The sequence below is a fragment of the Citrobacter sp. KTE30 genome (assembly GCF_000398825.1).
Taxonomy (GTDB): domain Bacteria; phylum Pseudomonadota; class Gammaproteobacteria; order Enterobacterales; family Enterobacteriaceae; genus Citrobacter; species Citrobacter freundii.
In genome coordinates, this window is sequence record NZ_KB976055.1 from 2,793,921 (window position 1) to 2,810,789 (window position 16,869).

15 protein-coding genes are annotated in these 16,869 nt (G+C 42.2%); all 15 read right to left on the reverse strand.

Going from position 1 to position 16,869, the window contains the following annotated elements:
- Window positions 1-61 precede the first annotated feature (61 nt).
- Complete coding sequence (gene rfbA / locus WC1_RS09580) at window positions 62-934, reverse strand: glucose-1-phosphate thymidylyltransferase RfbA (protein ID WP_003844295.1); 873 nt, start codon at window positions 932-934, stop codon at window positions 62-64.
- 38 nt (window positions 935-972) lie between these two features.
- Window positions 973-1,872, reverse strand: a complete 900-nt coding sequence (gene rfbD, locus WC1_RS09575) for a dTDP-4-dehydrorhamnose reductase (RefSeq protein ID WP_003844296.1) — start codon at window positions 1,870-1,872, stop codon at window positions 973-975.
- Complete coding sequence (gene rfbB, locus WC1_RS09570) at window positions 1,872-2,960, reverse strand: dTDP-glucose 4,6-dehydratase (protein ID WP_003844298.1); 1,089 nt, start codon at window positions 2,958-2,960, stop codon at window positions 1,872-1,874. Before rfbB ends, rfbD begins: the two co-directional genes overlap by 1 nt.
- Window positions 2,961-2,976: 16 nt before the next feature.
- Complete coding sequence (gene rfbC / locus WC1_RS09565; RefSeq protein ID WP_003844299.1) at window positions 2,977-3,519, reverse strand: dTDP-4-dehydrorhamnose 3,5-epimerase; 543 nt, start codon at window positions 3,517-3,519, stop codon at window positions 2,977-2,979.
- Between the two features lie 19 nt (window positions 3,520-3,538).
- Window positions 3,539-4,969: an undecaprenyl-phosphate galactose phosphotransferase WbaP gene (wbaP, locus tag WC1_RS09560; protein ID WP_003844301.1), complete on the reverse strand. Its 1,431-nt coding sequence runs from the start codon at window positions 4,967-4,969 to the stop codon at window positions 3,539-3,541.
- Between the two features lie 3 nt (window positions 4,970-4,972).
- A complete protein-coding gene (locus tag WC1_RS09555) occupies window positions 4,973-5,908 on the reverse strand; it encodes a glycosyltransferase family 2 protein (RefSeq protein WP_016150594.1) in 936 nt (311 codons plus the stop codon).
- A complete protein-coding gene (locus WC1_RS09550; protein WP_016150595.1) occupies window positions 5,908-7,047 on the reverse strand; it encodes a glycosyltransferase in 1,140 nt (379 codons plus the stop codon). The genes WC1_RS09555 and WC1_RS09550 overlap by 1 nt, the downstream gene beginning before the upstream one ends.
- Entirely contained in the window at window positions 7,040-7,948 is a 909-nt protein-coding gene (locus WC1_RS09545) for a glycosyltransferase family 2 protein (RefSeq protein WP_003844304.1), read from the reverse strand. Before WC1_RS09545 ends, WC1_RS09550 begins: the two co-directional genes overlap by 8 nt.
- A 19-nt stretch (window positions 7,949-7,967) precedes the next feature.
- Window positions 7,968-8,801 carry a glycosyltransferase family 2 protein gene (locus WC1_RS09540; protein ID WP_016150596.1) on the reverse strand — a complete coding sequence of 278 codons (834 nt, stop codon included), beginning with the start codon at window positions 8,799-8,801 and terminating at the stop codon, window positions 7,968-7,970.
- A gap of 6 nt (window positions 8,802-8,807) precedes the next feature.
- Window positions 8,808-10,061, reverse strand: coding sequence for a flippase (locus tag WC1_RS09535; RefSeq protein WP_003844308.1), 1,254 nt, complete (start codon window positions 10,059-10,061; stop codon window positions 8,808-8,810).
- 342 nt (window positions 10,062-10,403) lie between these two features.
- Complete coding sequence (gene galF, locus WC1_RS09530) at window positions 10,404-11,297, reverse strand: GalU regulator GalF (protein WP_016150597.1); 894 nt, start codon at window positions 11,295-11,297, stop codon at window positions 10,404-10,406.
- A gap of 165 nt (window positions 11,298-11,462) precedes the next feature.
- A complete protein-coding gene (gene wcaM / locus WC1_RS09525) occupies window positions 11,463-12,857 on the reverse strand; it encodes a colanic acid biosynthesis protein WcaM (RefSeq protein ID WP_016150598.1) in 1,395 nt (464 codons plus the stop codon).
- 11 nt (window positions 12,858-12,868) lie between these two features.
- The gene (wcaL, locus tag WC1_RS09520) at window positions 12,869-14,089 is read right to left on the reverse strand and encodes a colanic acid biosynthesis glycosyltransferase WcaL (protein WP_003841815.1); all 1,221 of its coding nucleotides are present in this window, start codon (window positions 14,087-14,089) and stop codon (window positions 12,869-12,871) included.
- Window positions 14,086-15,366: a colanic acid biosynthesis pyruvyl transferase WcaK gene (wcaK, locus tag WC1_RS09515; protein WP_016150599.1), complete on the reverse strand. Its 1,281-nt coding sequence runs from the start codon at window positions 15,364-15,366 to the stop codon at window positions 14,086-14,088. Before wcaK ends, wcaL begins: the two co-directional genes overlap by 4 nt.
- A 23-nt stretch (window positions 15,367-15,389) precedes the next feature.
- Entirely contained in the window at window positions 15,390-16,868 is a 1,479-nt protein-coding gene (gene wzxC / locus WC1_RS09510; protein WP_003841812.1) for a colanic acid undecaprenyl disphosphate flippase WzxC, read from the reverse strand.
- Window position 16,869 lies beyond the last annotated feature (1 nt).

Here is a 16,869-nt window from a genome sequence, read left to right on the forward strand (position 1 = left end):
TGAAATAAAAATAAAGTCATTTTTTTACATTGAACATCGTCAAATAATTAATAACCCGTGACTATTTAACTAATTTATTCAAATACTGTCCATAGTTATTCTTTGCCATCGGTTCAGCAAGTTTGAGAACCTGGTCAGCAGTGATAAATCCTTTACGGAATGCAATCTCCTCCGGGCAAGCAACTTTTAACCCCTGACGTTCTTCAATAGTTGCAATAAAATTACTAGCTTCGATGAGACTCTGGTGAGTACCAGTATCAAGCCACGCATAACCACGTCCCATCATCTCAACGGAGAGATTTCCTTGCTCCAGATAAAGTTGATTAATATCTGTGATTTCTAGCTCACCACGCGCCGAAGGCTTCAGGGTCTTAGCTAGGGAAACTACACTATTATCATAGAAATAAAGTCCAGTCACTGCATAGTTACTTTTGGGTTTTGCGGGCTTCTCTTCTAAGGAGATAGCCTTGCCTGCCTCATCAAACTCGGCTACGCCATATCGCTCTGGATCGTTGACATGATAAGCAAAAACAGTCGCACCTGATTCTTTTTTCACTGCGTTTGAAAGTAATTTTGGTAAATCATGACCGTAGAAAATATTATCACCTAACACTAGCGCACAACTATCATCACCTATGAACTCTTCACCAATAATGAAAGCCTGAGCCAGACCATCAGGACTATCCTGTATTTTATACTTTAAGTTCAGTCCCCACTGACTCCCATCACCTAGCAGTTGTTCAAATCGAGGCGTATCCTGGGGTGTGCTGATAATAAGTATATCTCGAATCCCTGCCAGCATTAAAGTGGTCAGTGGATAGTAAATCATCGGTTTATCATAGATCGGTAATAATTGTTTACTCACCGCCATTGTAACTGGGTAAAGTCGTGTTCCTGAACCACCAGCTAAAATAATACCTTTACGAGTTGTCATTTTTTATCTCAAATAGTGTTTATGCCAAAAAATAGGGATCAAAGTGACGATGCGGTAAATAGTTCAGCCAACATCCGCTCCACACCAACCTGCCATTGTGGTAACTGCAGATTGAAAGTCGTCTGAAATTTTTCCGTTGAAAGACGGGAGTTTCCAGGACGGCAAGCTGGTGTCAGATATTCACTCGTTGATATTTTTCTAACATCCTTAACAGCTAATTCAATCCCTGCTTTACGTGCTTGAGCAAAAACCAATTCAGCGTAATCAGCCCAAGTTGTAACCCCAGATGCAACCAAATGATATAAGCCAGCGACTTCTGGCCTAGCTTGTGCGGTGATAATGGCGTGAGCAGTGCAATCAGCAAGCAACTCAGCACCAGTCGGTGCACCAAATTGGTCACAGATAACCGACAAAGTCACATTTTTTTTTGCCAATCTTAGCATAGTCTTGGCAAAATTATTCCCTTTACCAGCATAGACCCAGCTAGTACGAAATATAAGATATTTTTCACAATGTTGCTGCAATAATTGCTCACCAGCTAGTTTGGTTTCACCATAAACATTGAGCGGATTCGTCGGGTCAGTTTCTTTCTTTGCAATGTCACCATCACCAGGGAAAACGTAATCAGTGGAGTAGTGGATAACCCAAGCATCGATCTTTTTGGCTTCCGATGCAATAGCCCCAACACTCTCGGCATTCACTATATACGCCAACTCAGATTCGGACTCTGCTTTGTCAACTGCGGTATATGCAGCAGCATTAACAATAACATCAGGTTTGATTCGGCGTATAGTTTCGGCAATCCCTTCGGGATTGGCAAAATCACCACAATACTCACTAGAATTAAAATCTAGTGCAGTCAATTTACCCAAAGGGGCCAATGCCCGCTGTAGCTCCCAACCTACCTGCCCGCCCTTACCAAATAATAGTATATTCATTACACTCGATCCTTATAGTTATGCTTAATCCAGTTAGCATACTCCCCGCTTCTCACATTATTTATCCACTCTGTATTGTCGAGATACCACTGGACAGTCTTGCGAATCCCAGACTCAAAGCTTTCCTGAGGGGACCAATTAAGTTCATTTTTGATTTTATCCGCATCTATAGCATAACGACGGTCATGGCCTGGTCGATCTGCAACCCAGCTAATTAGTTCACGGTATGAAGTTGAAGATGGAACGAGTTCATCAAGTAAATCACAAATTGCATGAACCACTTCAATATTTTTTTTCTCATTATGCCCGCCTATGTTATAGGTTTCTCCTGGCGTGCCTTTAGTCAATACGCAATAGAGCGCACGTGCATGATCCTCTACATATAGCCAGTCTCGAATTTGATCACCCTTGCCATAGATTGGCAATTGTTTTCCTTCAAGGGCATTCAGTATCACCAGAGGTATAAGTTTTTCTGGAAAGTGATATGGACCATAGTTATTAGAGCAATTAGTAACAATTGTCGGTAAACCGTAAGTCCGCTTCCACGCACGCACCAAATGATCACTGGATGCTTTTGAAGCTGAATATGGGCTGCTTGGTGCATAAGCTGTTTCCTCGGTGAACAACGGTAATGAATCATTATCGCCTTCCCATTGATCCGGGTGCGGTAAGTCACCGTAAACCTCATCAGTTGAAATATGATGAAATCGGAACGCTTCTTTACGTGAACTTTCTAAGTTATTCCAGTAAGCTCTACACACCTCTAACAATGTGTATGTACCTACAATATTCGTTTCAATAAAATCTGCCGGACCAGAAATTGAGCGATCTACATGGCTTTCTGCAGCCAAATGCATAATTAAATCAGGTTGATGACGTTCGAAAATGCGTTCAATGTCAGCTTTATCGCAAATATCTGCTTTCTCGAAAGAATAACGCTCATTATCAGCAATGCTTTTTAACGATTCTAGATTACCTGCGTAGGTCAATTTATCAACATTGACAACATAGTCAGCGGTATTATTTATAATATATCGAACCACTGCAGAACCAATAAAGCCCGCACCGCCTGTTACCAGAATTTTCATCAAATAGACCTATAAATTAAAGTTGAGAAGCATATTCTTTAAAAGTTAATCCTTTCATATCCTTATCAGAAAGAATAGGATCGGATACCAGCCATTCAATATTCAGATCAGCATCATTCCATAAAATACATTTTTCACTTGCAGGATCGTAATAATTTGTACACTTATATTCAAAATCAGCGACATCAGAGAGAACAACAAAACCATGAGCAAGTCCTGGCGCGATCCAAAATTGTTTTTTATTGCTTTCGCTAAGAATTACTGACTCCCAAAGACCAAAAGTTGGTGAATTTTTACGGATATCAACGGCCACATCAAGTACTTCTCCATGGACCACACGAACTAACTTGCCTTGTGGATTATTGGTCTGGAGATGTAAGCCGCGTAAAACATTTTTGACTGAACGTGAATGGTTATCCTGGATAAAATCATGTTCAATATCTAACATTTTCTTATAACGCTGGGCGTTAAATGTTTCCAAAAAGAAACCACGTACATCTTCAAATACTTTGGGTTCTATGATCTTAACACCATTGATCTTAGTATCAATAACTTTCATCATCGCACCTTTAATAAGATTAATAAGCACCGTCGCGTTTTAAAACGACACTAATTGTTTTAAATAAAATAACGATATCATTCCATAGAGACCAGTTTTTAACGTACCATGAATCAAAATATACACGTTTTTCATAATCGACATCATTTCGTCCACTTACCTGCCATAAACCTGTCATACCTGGTTTTGCCATGAGGTAGTAATCAGCTTCATCGTTATAGCGTAGTAGTTCCTCAGCGATAACTGGTCGCGGACCTACTAAGCTCATCTCACCTTTCAAAACATTAAAGAGTTGCGGAAGTTCGTCCAAGCTGGTACGCCGAATAAATTTTCCTATTGGGGTAATTCGAGGGTCATCTCGTAACTTAAAGTCTTTTTCCCATTCATCTCTGGCTTGAGAATCACTTTCAAGCAGGTTTTGTAGCACCTCCTGCGAATTCATCACCATTGAGCGAAATTTAAGACATTTAAATAAGTTTCCTTTTCGACCGACCCTTTCATGCCCATAAATAGCATACCCACCGTCTTTCTTTACTTTAAGGCTCAGATAAATAAGTAGTGGGGAAAGTAAAATTAAAAGAAAGCTAGAGACTATAATATCAAAAGTTCGTTTAACAAAACGAGAACTACGTTTAGCTAGATTGTTATTTACTCTAAGTAATAAGACTTCATGGCTAAAGATGAATGCCATATCTGTTCCATACAATGGCACACCACGAATTGTAGGTATTACTGAAATCGAACGACATTTTTTCTTTGTGAGATTTTTAAGCCATCGATCTAATTGTTGATAATCACCATCATCAAATGCAAGGATAAATTGGATGTTTCTAAAATCTTCAATTTTGTAGATATCTTCCTCTTCTGTAAGAAGCTTAATATCTTCACTAATAGGTTCAACTTTGCCATTGACAGTATATAAATATTGAATATCATAGCCTAAGTTCTTTTCACTCATTAATGCTTGATATGCATCATAAGCGTTAACACCGCCACCTAGAATAATAGTTTTCTTTTTCCACATACCTATCTTTTTTAGGAATCGCTTAACTAAATTTCGGCCGACCGGTATAAATATAAAAATCCCACACCAAGTAAAAGCCCAAAGATAGCGAGAAAAATGCCATTTTGAAAACGCGACGATCGCCAAATCTATTACAGCGAAAATGATGACTGTTCGTAGTATTTCTTTTAGCTCATTCCAGAATGGTTTCCTGTATGTATAATGGCGTAAGCGAATTCCAAACCACGCTACAGCGACGAATCCAAGAATGAAGTGAGAGAGTACTCGGTAATTATAATCTTCCCCAGGCAGAAAAGGTGATAAGTCACCGCCAAAAAAATGCTTGGTAAGCATCATTGCTACAAAAAGAGAGGATATATAGACAAAAAAATCAACACTTGCGAAAACATATTTCGGTACATTATGCTTAAACTTATTCTTTAACATGACTCACCTATTATAAGAATTCTTCCAGTAATTCCTGTGCATACTCATTTTTTTTATGACACTAAGCGGGAGATTTTTATATCTTAATCCAATTTTGTATCCAATTAATTTTGCCACATTATTCATAAATGCTTTAATAATTAACAATGGATTATGTTTCATTAGATAAATCACCTCTGATTTAATAAATCTATTACCTTCTGACGATACTCCATTAAACTTTTTCTGAATCCACGGTTCATCTTGATGGAAAACACCAATATCGAAATAACGCTTATATTCTTCGATAATTGAGTAATTATGTGAATGACGGACTGCAGCCTCAGAGCAATAGCCTGTTTTTAGATTATGTTGAATAGCTTTCGCCGCAAAAAACATATCTTCACAAAGGATAGTGTCCGTTGGGAAACCACCAATACGCTGAAAATCATCTACTTTATAAGCGGAAAATGAATTAGACATGAAAGCAGTTTTGATGCCACGAATAGGGATACAATCTAGCTGATTTATCAACGACTCGCATCCATAATTAAATTCACGTGCATGGGCAGCTATTGGATTAGCATCAATATGAGGAAGTTGCTTACCATATGCAGCGCATAGATCATTTTCGACCATAAAATTGATTAATGTAGCCACACTATTTCTAGTTTCAAGAATAGCATCCTGAGTCAGAAAAATAACATAATCCTTATCATGAAAAATATCCATAGCTAGATTACGAGTACCACCATGATTAAAATCATGCTGCTGGATCTCATGGACAATAAATCCATACTGTTGGGCAACTGCTTGGGTGTTGTCCTTACTTTGTGAGTCCACAACCACGACATCAATACCGGGTTGACAATTTAGATGAATAGCTTGCGCCGCTTTCTCCCAAATTTCCCCACCATTATAAGTCACTACCGCAATACCAATTTTTAAAGTAGAGCTCATTATTTCATTTCCAAAGAATCAATAATCTGTTTCGCTAACTCAGCCCAACTGTGACTAACCAAATATGCAGGATCATCAGTAAATGTAGTCGGCCCGAAAATATCTTCACCTTGGGAAAAGGCAGCTAATTTTTCGGCCAACAAAACAGCATCATCAGGTTTGAAAAAGTTCACTCTTTCATAATTTCCTATTGTCTCATGAGCATAGGGTAGATCGGCAGAAAGAATTGGTAATTTAAACTCTTTTGCTTCAGAAAGAGGAAGTCCCCATGTTTCAAGCTTAGAAGGGAAAATTAGAGCATCGGTTTCATTGCGATATATATCATCTAATTTTTCTTTACTTTTCAGACCAATGAAATGTATATTTTGCAACCCACGCCTTTCACACTCAAAAATAATAAAATCTCCAAATTTCGTCATTCCTTTATTAAAGGTCAATATTATGTTTAATTTATTATAGATATGTATTTGTTGTTTTTTTAAGATTGCCATCGCATCAAGAAGTATATTGAAATTTTTAAAAGTTCTTGGAAATGCTGGGTACAGCAATCTTTTTACTCCAGTAGACACTGAGTTGCATTGAGCGGTTTCACGGTTTCTTATATTTTCTGCCTCAGGGCGGGCAACCAACAAATTATTAATACTATAGTTTTCCTTAAAATACTTTGCAATCCATTGCTGTTGCACAATGACTAGCTTATTAGATTTGATATTAACGCGATACAAATATTTGTAAAGTTTGGTAAACAAGAAAAAAGTTCGATCATACTTAAGATCGAGATGACTTGCCTGATAAAATGGAGATGGGTTATGGCAATACACAAATTGGTTGGCCGTAGCTACCCGTGCAGACATATCGTGCAGACATATCCAAGCATCTGGATTTAGTTCTTTACTCAATGTAAAGCTAGTTATATATTCAAACTTGAGTCTTTTAAGCCAGCCTGTTTTAATATTTTTATACTCATAAAATTCAATATTTTCTTGTGACTTAAATTGTTCAAATAGATTGACATCGTGAACCAAGCAAATTAACCTCACCCCAGAGACTTTGCTAAATGTAGTGATCATCGTCCTGAATACGGTCAAAATACCGCCTTCAACCATATTAACACCGGAAAGAACAATTAGCTTATTCATAAATCAACCAAAGTATTGAGAAAATTGCACTGTAGGCAAACCTCTCAGTATAATAGGGTTTAACATATTTATGCAAGAAACGTATCTTTTGTAAAAAAGTTAATTTCCTTTTACATTCATTATTTTCTAACAGATTAAGCATTATTCGCGCCGATACGACTGAGCGCTTAATTCCTGATAAGGTCTTTTTCACTCTTTTAGCTCTAGCGAAGGTACTACGTTGTTGGGCACCTACAACGTTTGCTGAGTGTTGGCGATAATTAACAAGAGGCCGAGCCAGATAAAATATTTTCCCACTCCTCGCAGCCTGAAAAGCATACCAGTGATCATGCATTGCAATATGCTCAGGCACCATTCCGGCCATTTTGAGAAGTATTGAATTCATAATAACGGTACAGCCATAAACCGACGATCGCCAAGTTAAATAATTTAATGCCAAATTATTATTCGGATCAAGTTTTGAATAATTGTAAAAATCATCATTTATTAAGTTAAGATTTTCATCAACTATTCTAAGGTTTGAAAAGCCTAAACAAGGGACTTTTTCTCCGTTGATTATCTCTTGTTTACGAATCTCATTAAGCATCAGTTCTATTTTATCTTTTTCCCACACATCGTCTTGATCGCAAAAAAGAATATAATCCGCTGTACTGAATTGGATTCCATTATTGAAGTTTTTCACAACTCCTGCGGCATTATTACAAACATGACAACTAACCCTAGGATCTTGCTTCGAAATATTATGAATAAGGTCAACTGTACCATCAGAAGACCCGTCATCTGTAACAATTAAATTTAGCGCCGTATGCGATTGTTCCAAAATAGAAAAAATTTGCTGCTGAATAAATTTGGCACCATTATGAGCCGCAAGAATAACATCAACATGGATATCCTGATTCATAGTTATTTAAACACTCATTTTAATATGAGTATTTTCCTCCTTTGCCTATAACTCCATCCCAAATACCTTGCAAAATAAATTTAATTCGTTTCCTTTTGGGTGTCATAATCGCAAAAAGAGGTATTTTTTTTAGCAAAAGAAAAATAATTATAAGTTTGCTCCTCATGTCAAAACTCTTTGATTTTAATGAGAAAATCCAATTTCGTACAAGATAATATTGTCGTACAGGCGAGCCTATTCTAACCTCCCAAATAAAGAGTTTTGGATACTCGTTTTCACCAATATTATGGTTCATTATTACACGTGGAGTTTCAAAAGAAAGATATCCTTTCTTTCGTGCACGATGGCTCCACTCAACATCAATCATATCGATGAACCAATCGGCTTTAAACATCCCCACGGTTTGAAAGGCATGTAGAGGAAAAAGAGCGCCAGAAGAAATAATAAAATCTTTCTCAGCTAGTCCCAAATTTTTTGGTTGATGATCTGTTGATTGCTGATTAATTGTTGGACCTATGCAAGCAATAGGATACTGATCTTTAAATTTATTATACTCAGCAATCATTTTTTTGCAGTATGAATCTGAAATCTGCGAGTCTTGATCAAAGGTAAAAATAAAATCACAATTTTCATCCATCGCTTTCTGCAACCCTATATTTTGCGCCTCAGCGATACCGACATTGTCATTCAGTCGAACAATATCCACATCCTTGTAGCTATTAACTTGTGAAGGCTCACTATTATCAACAATAATCACCTTAGATACCTGATGTGTTATTTTTCTGACAAACTCATCAAGTACTGAATTATCCGGATTATAGGTGACAATGATTGCAAATATTTTGTAGTCCATATTAATTTATCTTTTATAAATTCGTAATTTATTTGATACAATCTTTAGCAACAGCGCATCTAAAGCTACTCGGCCTGTCCAAGCGATAGCTGTACCTAATAATCCATAATGTAAAGTTAAAACATACAGAATGATAAGATACGGGATTATCTCAGAAAGATGAATAAATGCTGTAAACTTAGCTTTTCCTGCGGCCTGTATTAGTGAATATGGGATCTGAGCTAAGGCGTTAAAATAAAACCCTACAATTAGGACCTGTAAGATGTGCGCTGAATGAATGCCAAACTCCTCTCCCATCCATAAGGACATTAGCTGCTTTGAAAAGAACAAGCATATGATGACCACGGGAACACAAATAATAGACATCAATAGAATACTTTGCTTTTCAAGCTTTATTCTTTCCTCAGCTGATTGCGCATAACTAAGCTTAGGAAATAAGGCTCTTGCTAAAGCAGCTGGAATATTTAATAGTCGACCGATGCCCTCTGAGGGGGCAGTATAAAAAGCGACTTTACCCGCGCCTAATAAATTTGACACTACAAACCGATCAAAATAGACCATCATAGGGCTGATTATATTACTAATCGTTAGCCATCCTCCAAATTTTATAAGCCGTATAAATGTTTTCCTGCTAAAATTTATACCACTGGAAATTATTATTTTTCTACAAATAAAACATGTAATTATAAATGAAATTAACCTACCGAATATTAAACCAATGATCGCGGATTTTAATGTAGGCTGGAAAATACAGCATAAAGCAGGGAGCCCAGCAATTGCTGAATTACTAATTGAACGCTGTATATTAATGTTAATAAATTTCTCATGGCCTTCCAACCATGCTAACCATATCTGATTTAATAGATAAATTGGAATAATAAATGCCAGTAATATGAAAGACTGACGAACTTCATCTCTCATATCTACTGACACTTTTAAAAACGAATTAAGATGCGGTACACTCAGTAATAAAAGAATTGCGGCCGTACAGCCCATAAACAATACTACTATACCTGATGTGGCGATAATTTTATACTGTTCTTGCAAGTCATCACGATAAATAGAAATTTCTCGAATGACAGCACGACTGAGCCCTGCATCAAAAATACTAGCATAACCCACAATTGCAAATGCCAATGTGAATATACCAAAAGCTTCGACGCCTATAACTCTAGCAAGATAACCTAAGGCAGGTACAGCAATTAATGTTGGAATTGCAAAACCTGCCAAATTATAAAAACTATTCTTTATTAGACTCATAACTCTATTTTTTGAAAACCTGCAGAAGCCTGCACATTTTTAGGTATGCTACCGCCCCTGGCCTTGCAGCTACCAGAGCACTACCTAAATTCCAAAGATGTAACCAGCCCCGCCAGCTATCGCAAAACTCTGTTAAATTCAAACGCTAATTGTCTTACCAAATGCCACCAGAAACAAGAAAAAATCTGACAAAGCCATGATTAAACCTGGTAGGTTAACTTGTTGTTATTGGTCATTTTTCATAAAAATGCGACAGTAACACCCCACAGCATAAAGCATTGACTCAGGGGTGTTAGCTGCCGCTATTTTTTCTGGCTTACCGTCACAAAGACCTGTAAATCGCTACTCGCTAAGAAGCTTCTCAATGCTCTTACGGAACTTCGGACCTTCCTTCAGGCTACGCAGTCCATACTTTACAAATGCCTGCATATAGCCCATTTTTTTACCGCAGTCGTAGCTGTCACCCGTCATCAGCATGGCATCAACAGACTGTTTTTTAGCCAACTCGGCAATGGCATCAGTCAGTTGAATACGTCCCCAGGCACCTGGTTCAGTTTTTTCCAGTTCTGCCCAGATATCAGCAGAAAGTACGTAGCGGCCTACAGCCATCAGATCGGAATCCAGCGTCTGCGGCTGATCCGGTTTTTCGATGAACTCAACGATACGGCTGACTTTACCTTCGTTGTCCAAAGCCTCTTTGGTTTGAATAACAGAGTATTCAGACAGATCGCCCTCCATACGCTTAGCCAGCACCTGACTGCGCCCGGTTTCATTAAAACGAGCAACCATAGCAGCGAGGTTATAGCGCAGCGGATCCGCACTTGCGGTATCCAGAATAACGTCAGGTAATACCACGACAAACGGGTTATCACCAATGATAGGACGAGCACAAAGAATGGAGTGACCCAGACCCAGTAACTGAGCCTGACGGACGTTCATGATAGTCACGCCCGGAGGACAGATAGACTGCACCTCGGCTAATAACTGGCGCTTAACACGCTGCTCAAGCAACGATTCGAGTTCGTAAGAGGTGTCGAAGTGGTTCTCAACCGCGTTCTTAGACGCATGAGTTACCAGAACGATTTCTTTGATACCTGCAGCTACAATTTCGTCGACAATGTATTGAATCATCGGCTTGTCTACGATCGGCAGCATCTCTTTAGGGATTGCCTTAGTGGCTGGCAACATGTGCATCCCCAGACCCGCTACCGGAATAACTGCTTTCAAATTAATCATTAAGTCATTCACCTATTCATTAGTTGCTGAATTATAGCTTTTTAGCTTGTTTTAGCCAGTATGAATTACATTGTACAGTTGCCGCGTATGTTACGCCGCTTATCTGTAGAATGCAGTAATCTTAAGCTCAAGTATGTGCGACTTGAGCCAGGAATGGTCGCAAAGTTACCCCCCCTGCCCCGGTAGTCGAAAATTCACCGCTTCTACATTCACTACCTGATGGTTTATACGGTCGATGTCAACTGAACTTTGCCCAGCTTCGTTTACTGCATGTACGTTGGCCAGTGAGAGTAATGTGTCCTGCCTGGCCATAAACTTACCGCGTACGTCCTGGCGCAGATCGAAGTGCATCTTAAGTGCGGGACCCGTAGCCGATTGCTGCATCACCCTGATGTTACGTAAAAAAAGGTGCTGCGGTTGGTTGTGCAACTCAAGCGTGGCATGCTTCATCTCCACGTTGGTGATGGCCACGAATGACGTTGCATTACCAGAGGAGATCTGAATTCCGCGTAATTTGTATTCACGTTTGGTGTTATCGAGATGGATATTATTTAGCTTAAAGTTTTGTGGAATGGATAAATATCGACCTTTGATGACGCCATAACCAATGAGCATACCTGCGCTGTTCTCCATATTGATATTATCAATCACGAAGTTATCACATCCATAAATAGCAACCGTCGCATTATCAATGCCTGCTTTCTTACTGAAATCCGGTGTGATATTTCGCGCGGTAATATTACGAATGATAAAATGCTTGCCGTTCTCCACATGAACTAACTGCCGACAGTCGGTACCGGTGATGTTCGCCACCACGAAGTTTTTTACCGCCAGTTCATCGGGATAGCTATTGTCATAGGTACTGCCCGCCAGCCCGATACCGATGCCCCAGTTCACATTGCCATTGGTACAGTTAATACGTTCAATGACATGGTCAGAAATGAGGATGTTGCTGTCGTTGATAGCCACATTCCACTCAATGGCATCTCCCTGGAGATCGCTAAATCGGCAGTTTGTAATCTTTACGCCATCCATTCGGTTATGAAAACCCTGACGTAAAATCCCATAGTTAGCGCGTGTGACAGTAATATCATCAATAATCAGATTACGCATCAACCTTGAAGTTTTACCGCCGATATAAATTTGCGTCACCGGACCGAAACCGCTCATGGCAATCCCTTTTATTACACAGTCCGAACCACGTACATCCAGGGTAACGTTCTTCAGGCTCCCGCCTTGCTCGCCCACAACGTTGCATCCATCCTGTAAAATAAAGCGCCCACGGCCATTGCCACTTATTCGCCCTTGTATGAAGAGCGTTTTGCCTGGCGGAATAACAATAGCAGTATTGAGATCCTTACATTCCAGGCCTTTTGGTACGACGACCATTTGCCCTTCTTTGAACGCCTGCCTGAAAGAGGCCACCCAATCCTGTGGGTTGTAATCCTGAATGTTGACGCTGCCCGATGATTCAAGCGCGCGAACAACGGGAGAATGCAGCATGACAAGCGCAGAGCCCGCCGTCAGAAAAGTACGGCGTGAGAGTTTGTTCTCTGACATACAACCTCGATTTACATCGTTTGCAGCAGACTGGCTAACTGTTTATTGATAGCTAACTGATTAAATTCATTTTCAATTTTTTCGCGCGCACACTGCACAATCGACTGTACCTGCTCACTGTCGAGCAGGCTAAATGCCGCTAAACGCTCTGCCAGTGCCTGCGCGTCGTTTTCCGGTGCCAGCCAGCCTGATTTACCCGACTCGACCAGCTCCGGGATCCCGCTGTGAACGGTGGAAATCACCGGAATACCCACCGCCATCGCCTCCATCAGTGCCACCGGGATCCCTTCCATATCGCCGTCTCTTCCGGTGATCGAAGGCAGCAAAAATACATCCGCCTGTTCAAGCATCTCCTTTACCTGATGACTGGGCTTAAAGCCGGGCATCTCAATAACGCCATCGAGTTGATATTGCTCGATCAGCGTACGTAAACGACGCTCCCAAGGGCCTATACCCAGAATTCGATAACGAAATGAAACGCCCTGCTCTTTTAACTGACGACAAGCTTCGATGGCGAGGTGCAGTCCTTTTTTCTCGGTTAACCGGGCAACAGAGATTATTTCCAGCGGTGCAGTTGGCGATTTCAACTGGCGTGGCGTAAAGCGTGTCATATCGATTCCCATACGCGAGACGGCAATTTTTTGCGGCGGACATCCCATGTTTTTTAACCGTCCGGCCCAGAGATTGCTGATGGGCAACATTAAATCACCGCGTTGAAACAGCTGCTGATACTCAGGGGTATAGCGGGCCAAAACGCCCCGGTGCGAAACATCAATCCCATGAAATACCGTGGCGATTTTTCCGCGGATCATCCCAAGCTCACGCAGCTTGGCGGCCGTTACGCCTGCGGGCCCAAAATGAGCAATAAAAACATCCGCCTCAAACGCTCGCGGATTCCCGCCGCAAATAGCTGCCAAAATCAGATTGCGCGCCTCCTCACCATAGCGTGCAACATTAAGCGCTTTCCAGGTCGCTGCGCGGGTAATACCGTGCAGAGCCGCCGCTGCCCTATATTTCAGTTTCGCCAGTTTGCTTTCCGGTTCATTCAGCAACCAGCGCGTTTTTTCACCCAGACGGTAGGTATTAAAGGAGGCATGAGTATTTTCAAGATCGCCCTTCTGCAAAGCGACAATCTCCACGTCGTAGCCCATATCGATAAATGCGGTTATCTGATTGAGTACAAATGTCTCGGAGGAGAGCGGAAATTTAAGCAGAAAAAAACCAATCTTCATTTTTCCCCCTCAATACGCGTTAAAACCGACTGCACCATGCGTACCCCACGTTCGCGTTCGCGCATAACCGCGTCGCCGAGACGTATGCGCAGCTCAGGTAACTGTCCGAGAGTATCGGCAACCTTCCCTTCGAGACCGCCATCGAGAAGATGACGAATATCAACAGCCATCTCCGGTAACCCCAGTTGTTGCATGATCCCGGCCGATTTGTGCTCGTAGTTAATGGCGATGGCAGGCGTCATAAAATTCATCGAGATGATGGCAGAATGCAAGCGAGTCCCCACCGTCAGATCGCAGGCGCCCAGAATCTTCCCCATCTCCAGATCGTTAAGTTCATCCATCACCACGTGGTATCGGGTAAGATCGTTAACATACTGGCGCAGGTTTAACGCCACCATGCGATCATCTTTGTTGTAACTATCAATACCGGTGCAGGTTGACAGTGCAATCACCTGATAACCTTCATCAAGGATGCGGTTCACCACCCCGGAAAAGGCTTGCTCATAGGCCTGCTGCGTTGTCCCCAGACGCTTATCAAAAGGCGCCAACTCACGCAATGTAATGGCAACGGTCTTCTGTTTAGCCGCCATGTCTAACCAGTGCTGTACCGCATAACCGGGCTCAAAATCCTCATGATGATTGTCGACCAGCCAGGCCGTATCTACGCCTGTTTCGACTTTATCCGTGATAATTGCGCTGCGCTTCATCAGATCCAGACTGACGGATTCACGTAAAATCAGCGCATTACAGTGGCCAAACACGTAGTTCGCCAGTTGATTAAACTGCTCATCCTGGAATGGCCCCACGCTGTGACCAATCATGTACAGCGGTTTTTTCGCAATAAACGAACACAGGGCATGTTCAAACTGCGGTACGCCATACAGATCGACAAAGAACGATCCGCCGACCTGGATGATGGCGTCATAGCGCGACAGCAGACGGACAAAATCGGTAAAGCCCTGGGCGATAGCGATATTGCGCAGATTACCGGAATCGGTAACACGCGAGAGCAGTACCTGATGCTGATAGCGACGACGCAGCACTTTCTTCACGCGCCCCATAACACCCGCTGCGTTGTTATGTTGCTTCATCTGCAAATACAGCGGGTCGCCCATCACCGGGCGGTTTAACAACCACGAAGAGCTCACCGGGTAACGGCTCATCACATCCACTTCGGTCTCGGGACGCAACGCGTTAATGGCATCCAGCAAACCGCGCAGGATCGCGCTATCCCCTCGGTTCCCGCAGGTATGGTTGCCTAAAATTAGTAATTTCATTATGACCTCTTAAAACGTTGTTCTTATCCCGCACGGAGCAAGGTTTTCATTTTTTCACTGCGACAGAGTTGGCGTTTTATTTCCACCACCAGCGGATGGCGCGACAGCACAATCATTAGCGCAAACACCAGTGCTCCTGCCGCTATCTGGATCCCCAGCAGCGCGCTTAATGGCATCAGGTTACGCAGGGTTAAGCCCAACACATAGCTCACCACAAGGGTTGGTAAGGAGAGATACAACGGCAGCCACAGGCTGAGCATGTACTGACGGTAGCTGGAGCCAAGAACAGGTTTGATCATCACGAAGTAGCTGAGGATCGTGTTAATCACCTGGACCAACAGAAAGCCCAGCGTCACGCCAATCGCCCCTGCCAGATGACCGCCAATGAAAATGGCAGGAATAAACAGAAAGGTTTTGAAAACATTGAATTTGAAGCTGATATCGACCCGGGCTTTCGCCATCAAGAGCGATCCTATTGGATTCCCCACGGATCGCAGCAAACCCACAATGCACAACAATTGCAGGACTGGAATAATGCCGTTCCACTTATCGCCGAATACCAGCGGCACCACGTTATTCGACACCACCATCAGTCCCAGTAGCGCTGGGAAGTTGATAATCCCAACCACTGACAGCAGCTTGTAAAAATTCACCCGTAGTTTTTCGCTGTCGTCCTGGATTTTGGCAAACGCCGGAAACAGCACGCGGGTGATAATCGGGTTCAGTTTGATCGGCGGGACAACCGCCACGTTCCAGGCGAGATTGAATCCGCCCGCCACGCCAGCTCCCAACGTGCGAGCTAAAACCAGCGTGGAAAGGTTGGTATTGATGTAATTGATGATGCTGTCTGCCGTCAGCCATGCGCCAAAACGCAGGTTCGACGAAACGGATGCCAGCGAAAAATGCAGCCCGGGTCGGTAAATCCGGCGGCCAAAATAGCCGAACAGCAGCGTACGTAGCGTACTATTCACCAGATACCCAAGAATGGCCGTCAGCGCGAGCGGCCAGAAATGGGCGCTGACCACGGTAAAGGTAAATCCAGCCAGCACCGAACTGGTTTCAATCATGCCAATTTTGTTGAAGGCCAGCTCTTTTTGCATCAGCGCGCGAAACTGCTGCCCGTGCGGTATCACCACAAACGCCAGTGATAAGGTTTTGATGAGCGGTGCCAGTTCTGGGTTATTGAGCACATGGGCAATCGTCTCGCTCAGCAGAAACATCGCCACGCATACCACGATACCCAGCCCAACGTTGAGCCAGTACAGCGTTGTCAGCTCCAGATAACCAATCTCTTTGCGTTGAATAATTGAGTTGGCGATACCGAAATCCGACAGTGTATCGGCCAGCGCTATGATCACCAGCGACACGGTTAACAACCCGAACTGGTGGTTATCAATAATTCGCGCCAGGACGGTCATCTGAATAAGTCCGAGCCCAATAATGATCACCGTGGCAATCGCCGACCACTTTGCGCCATTAAGCGTTTTTTCTCGTAAGCTCATG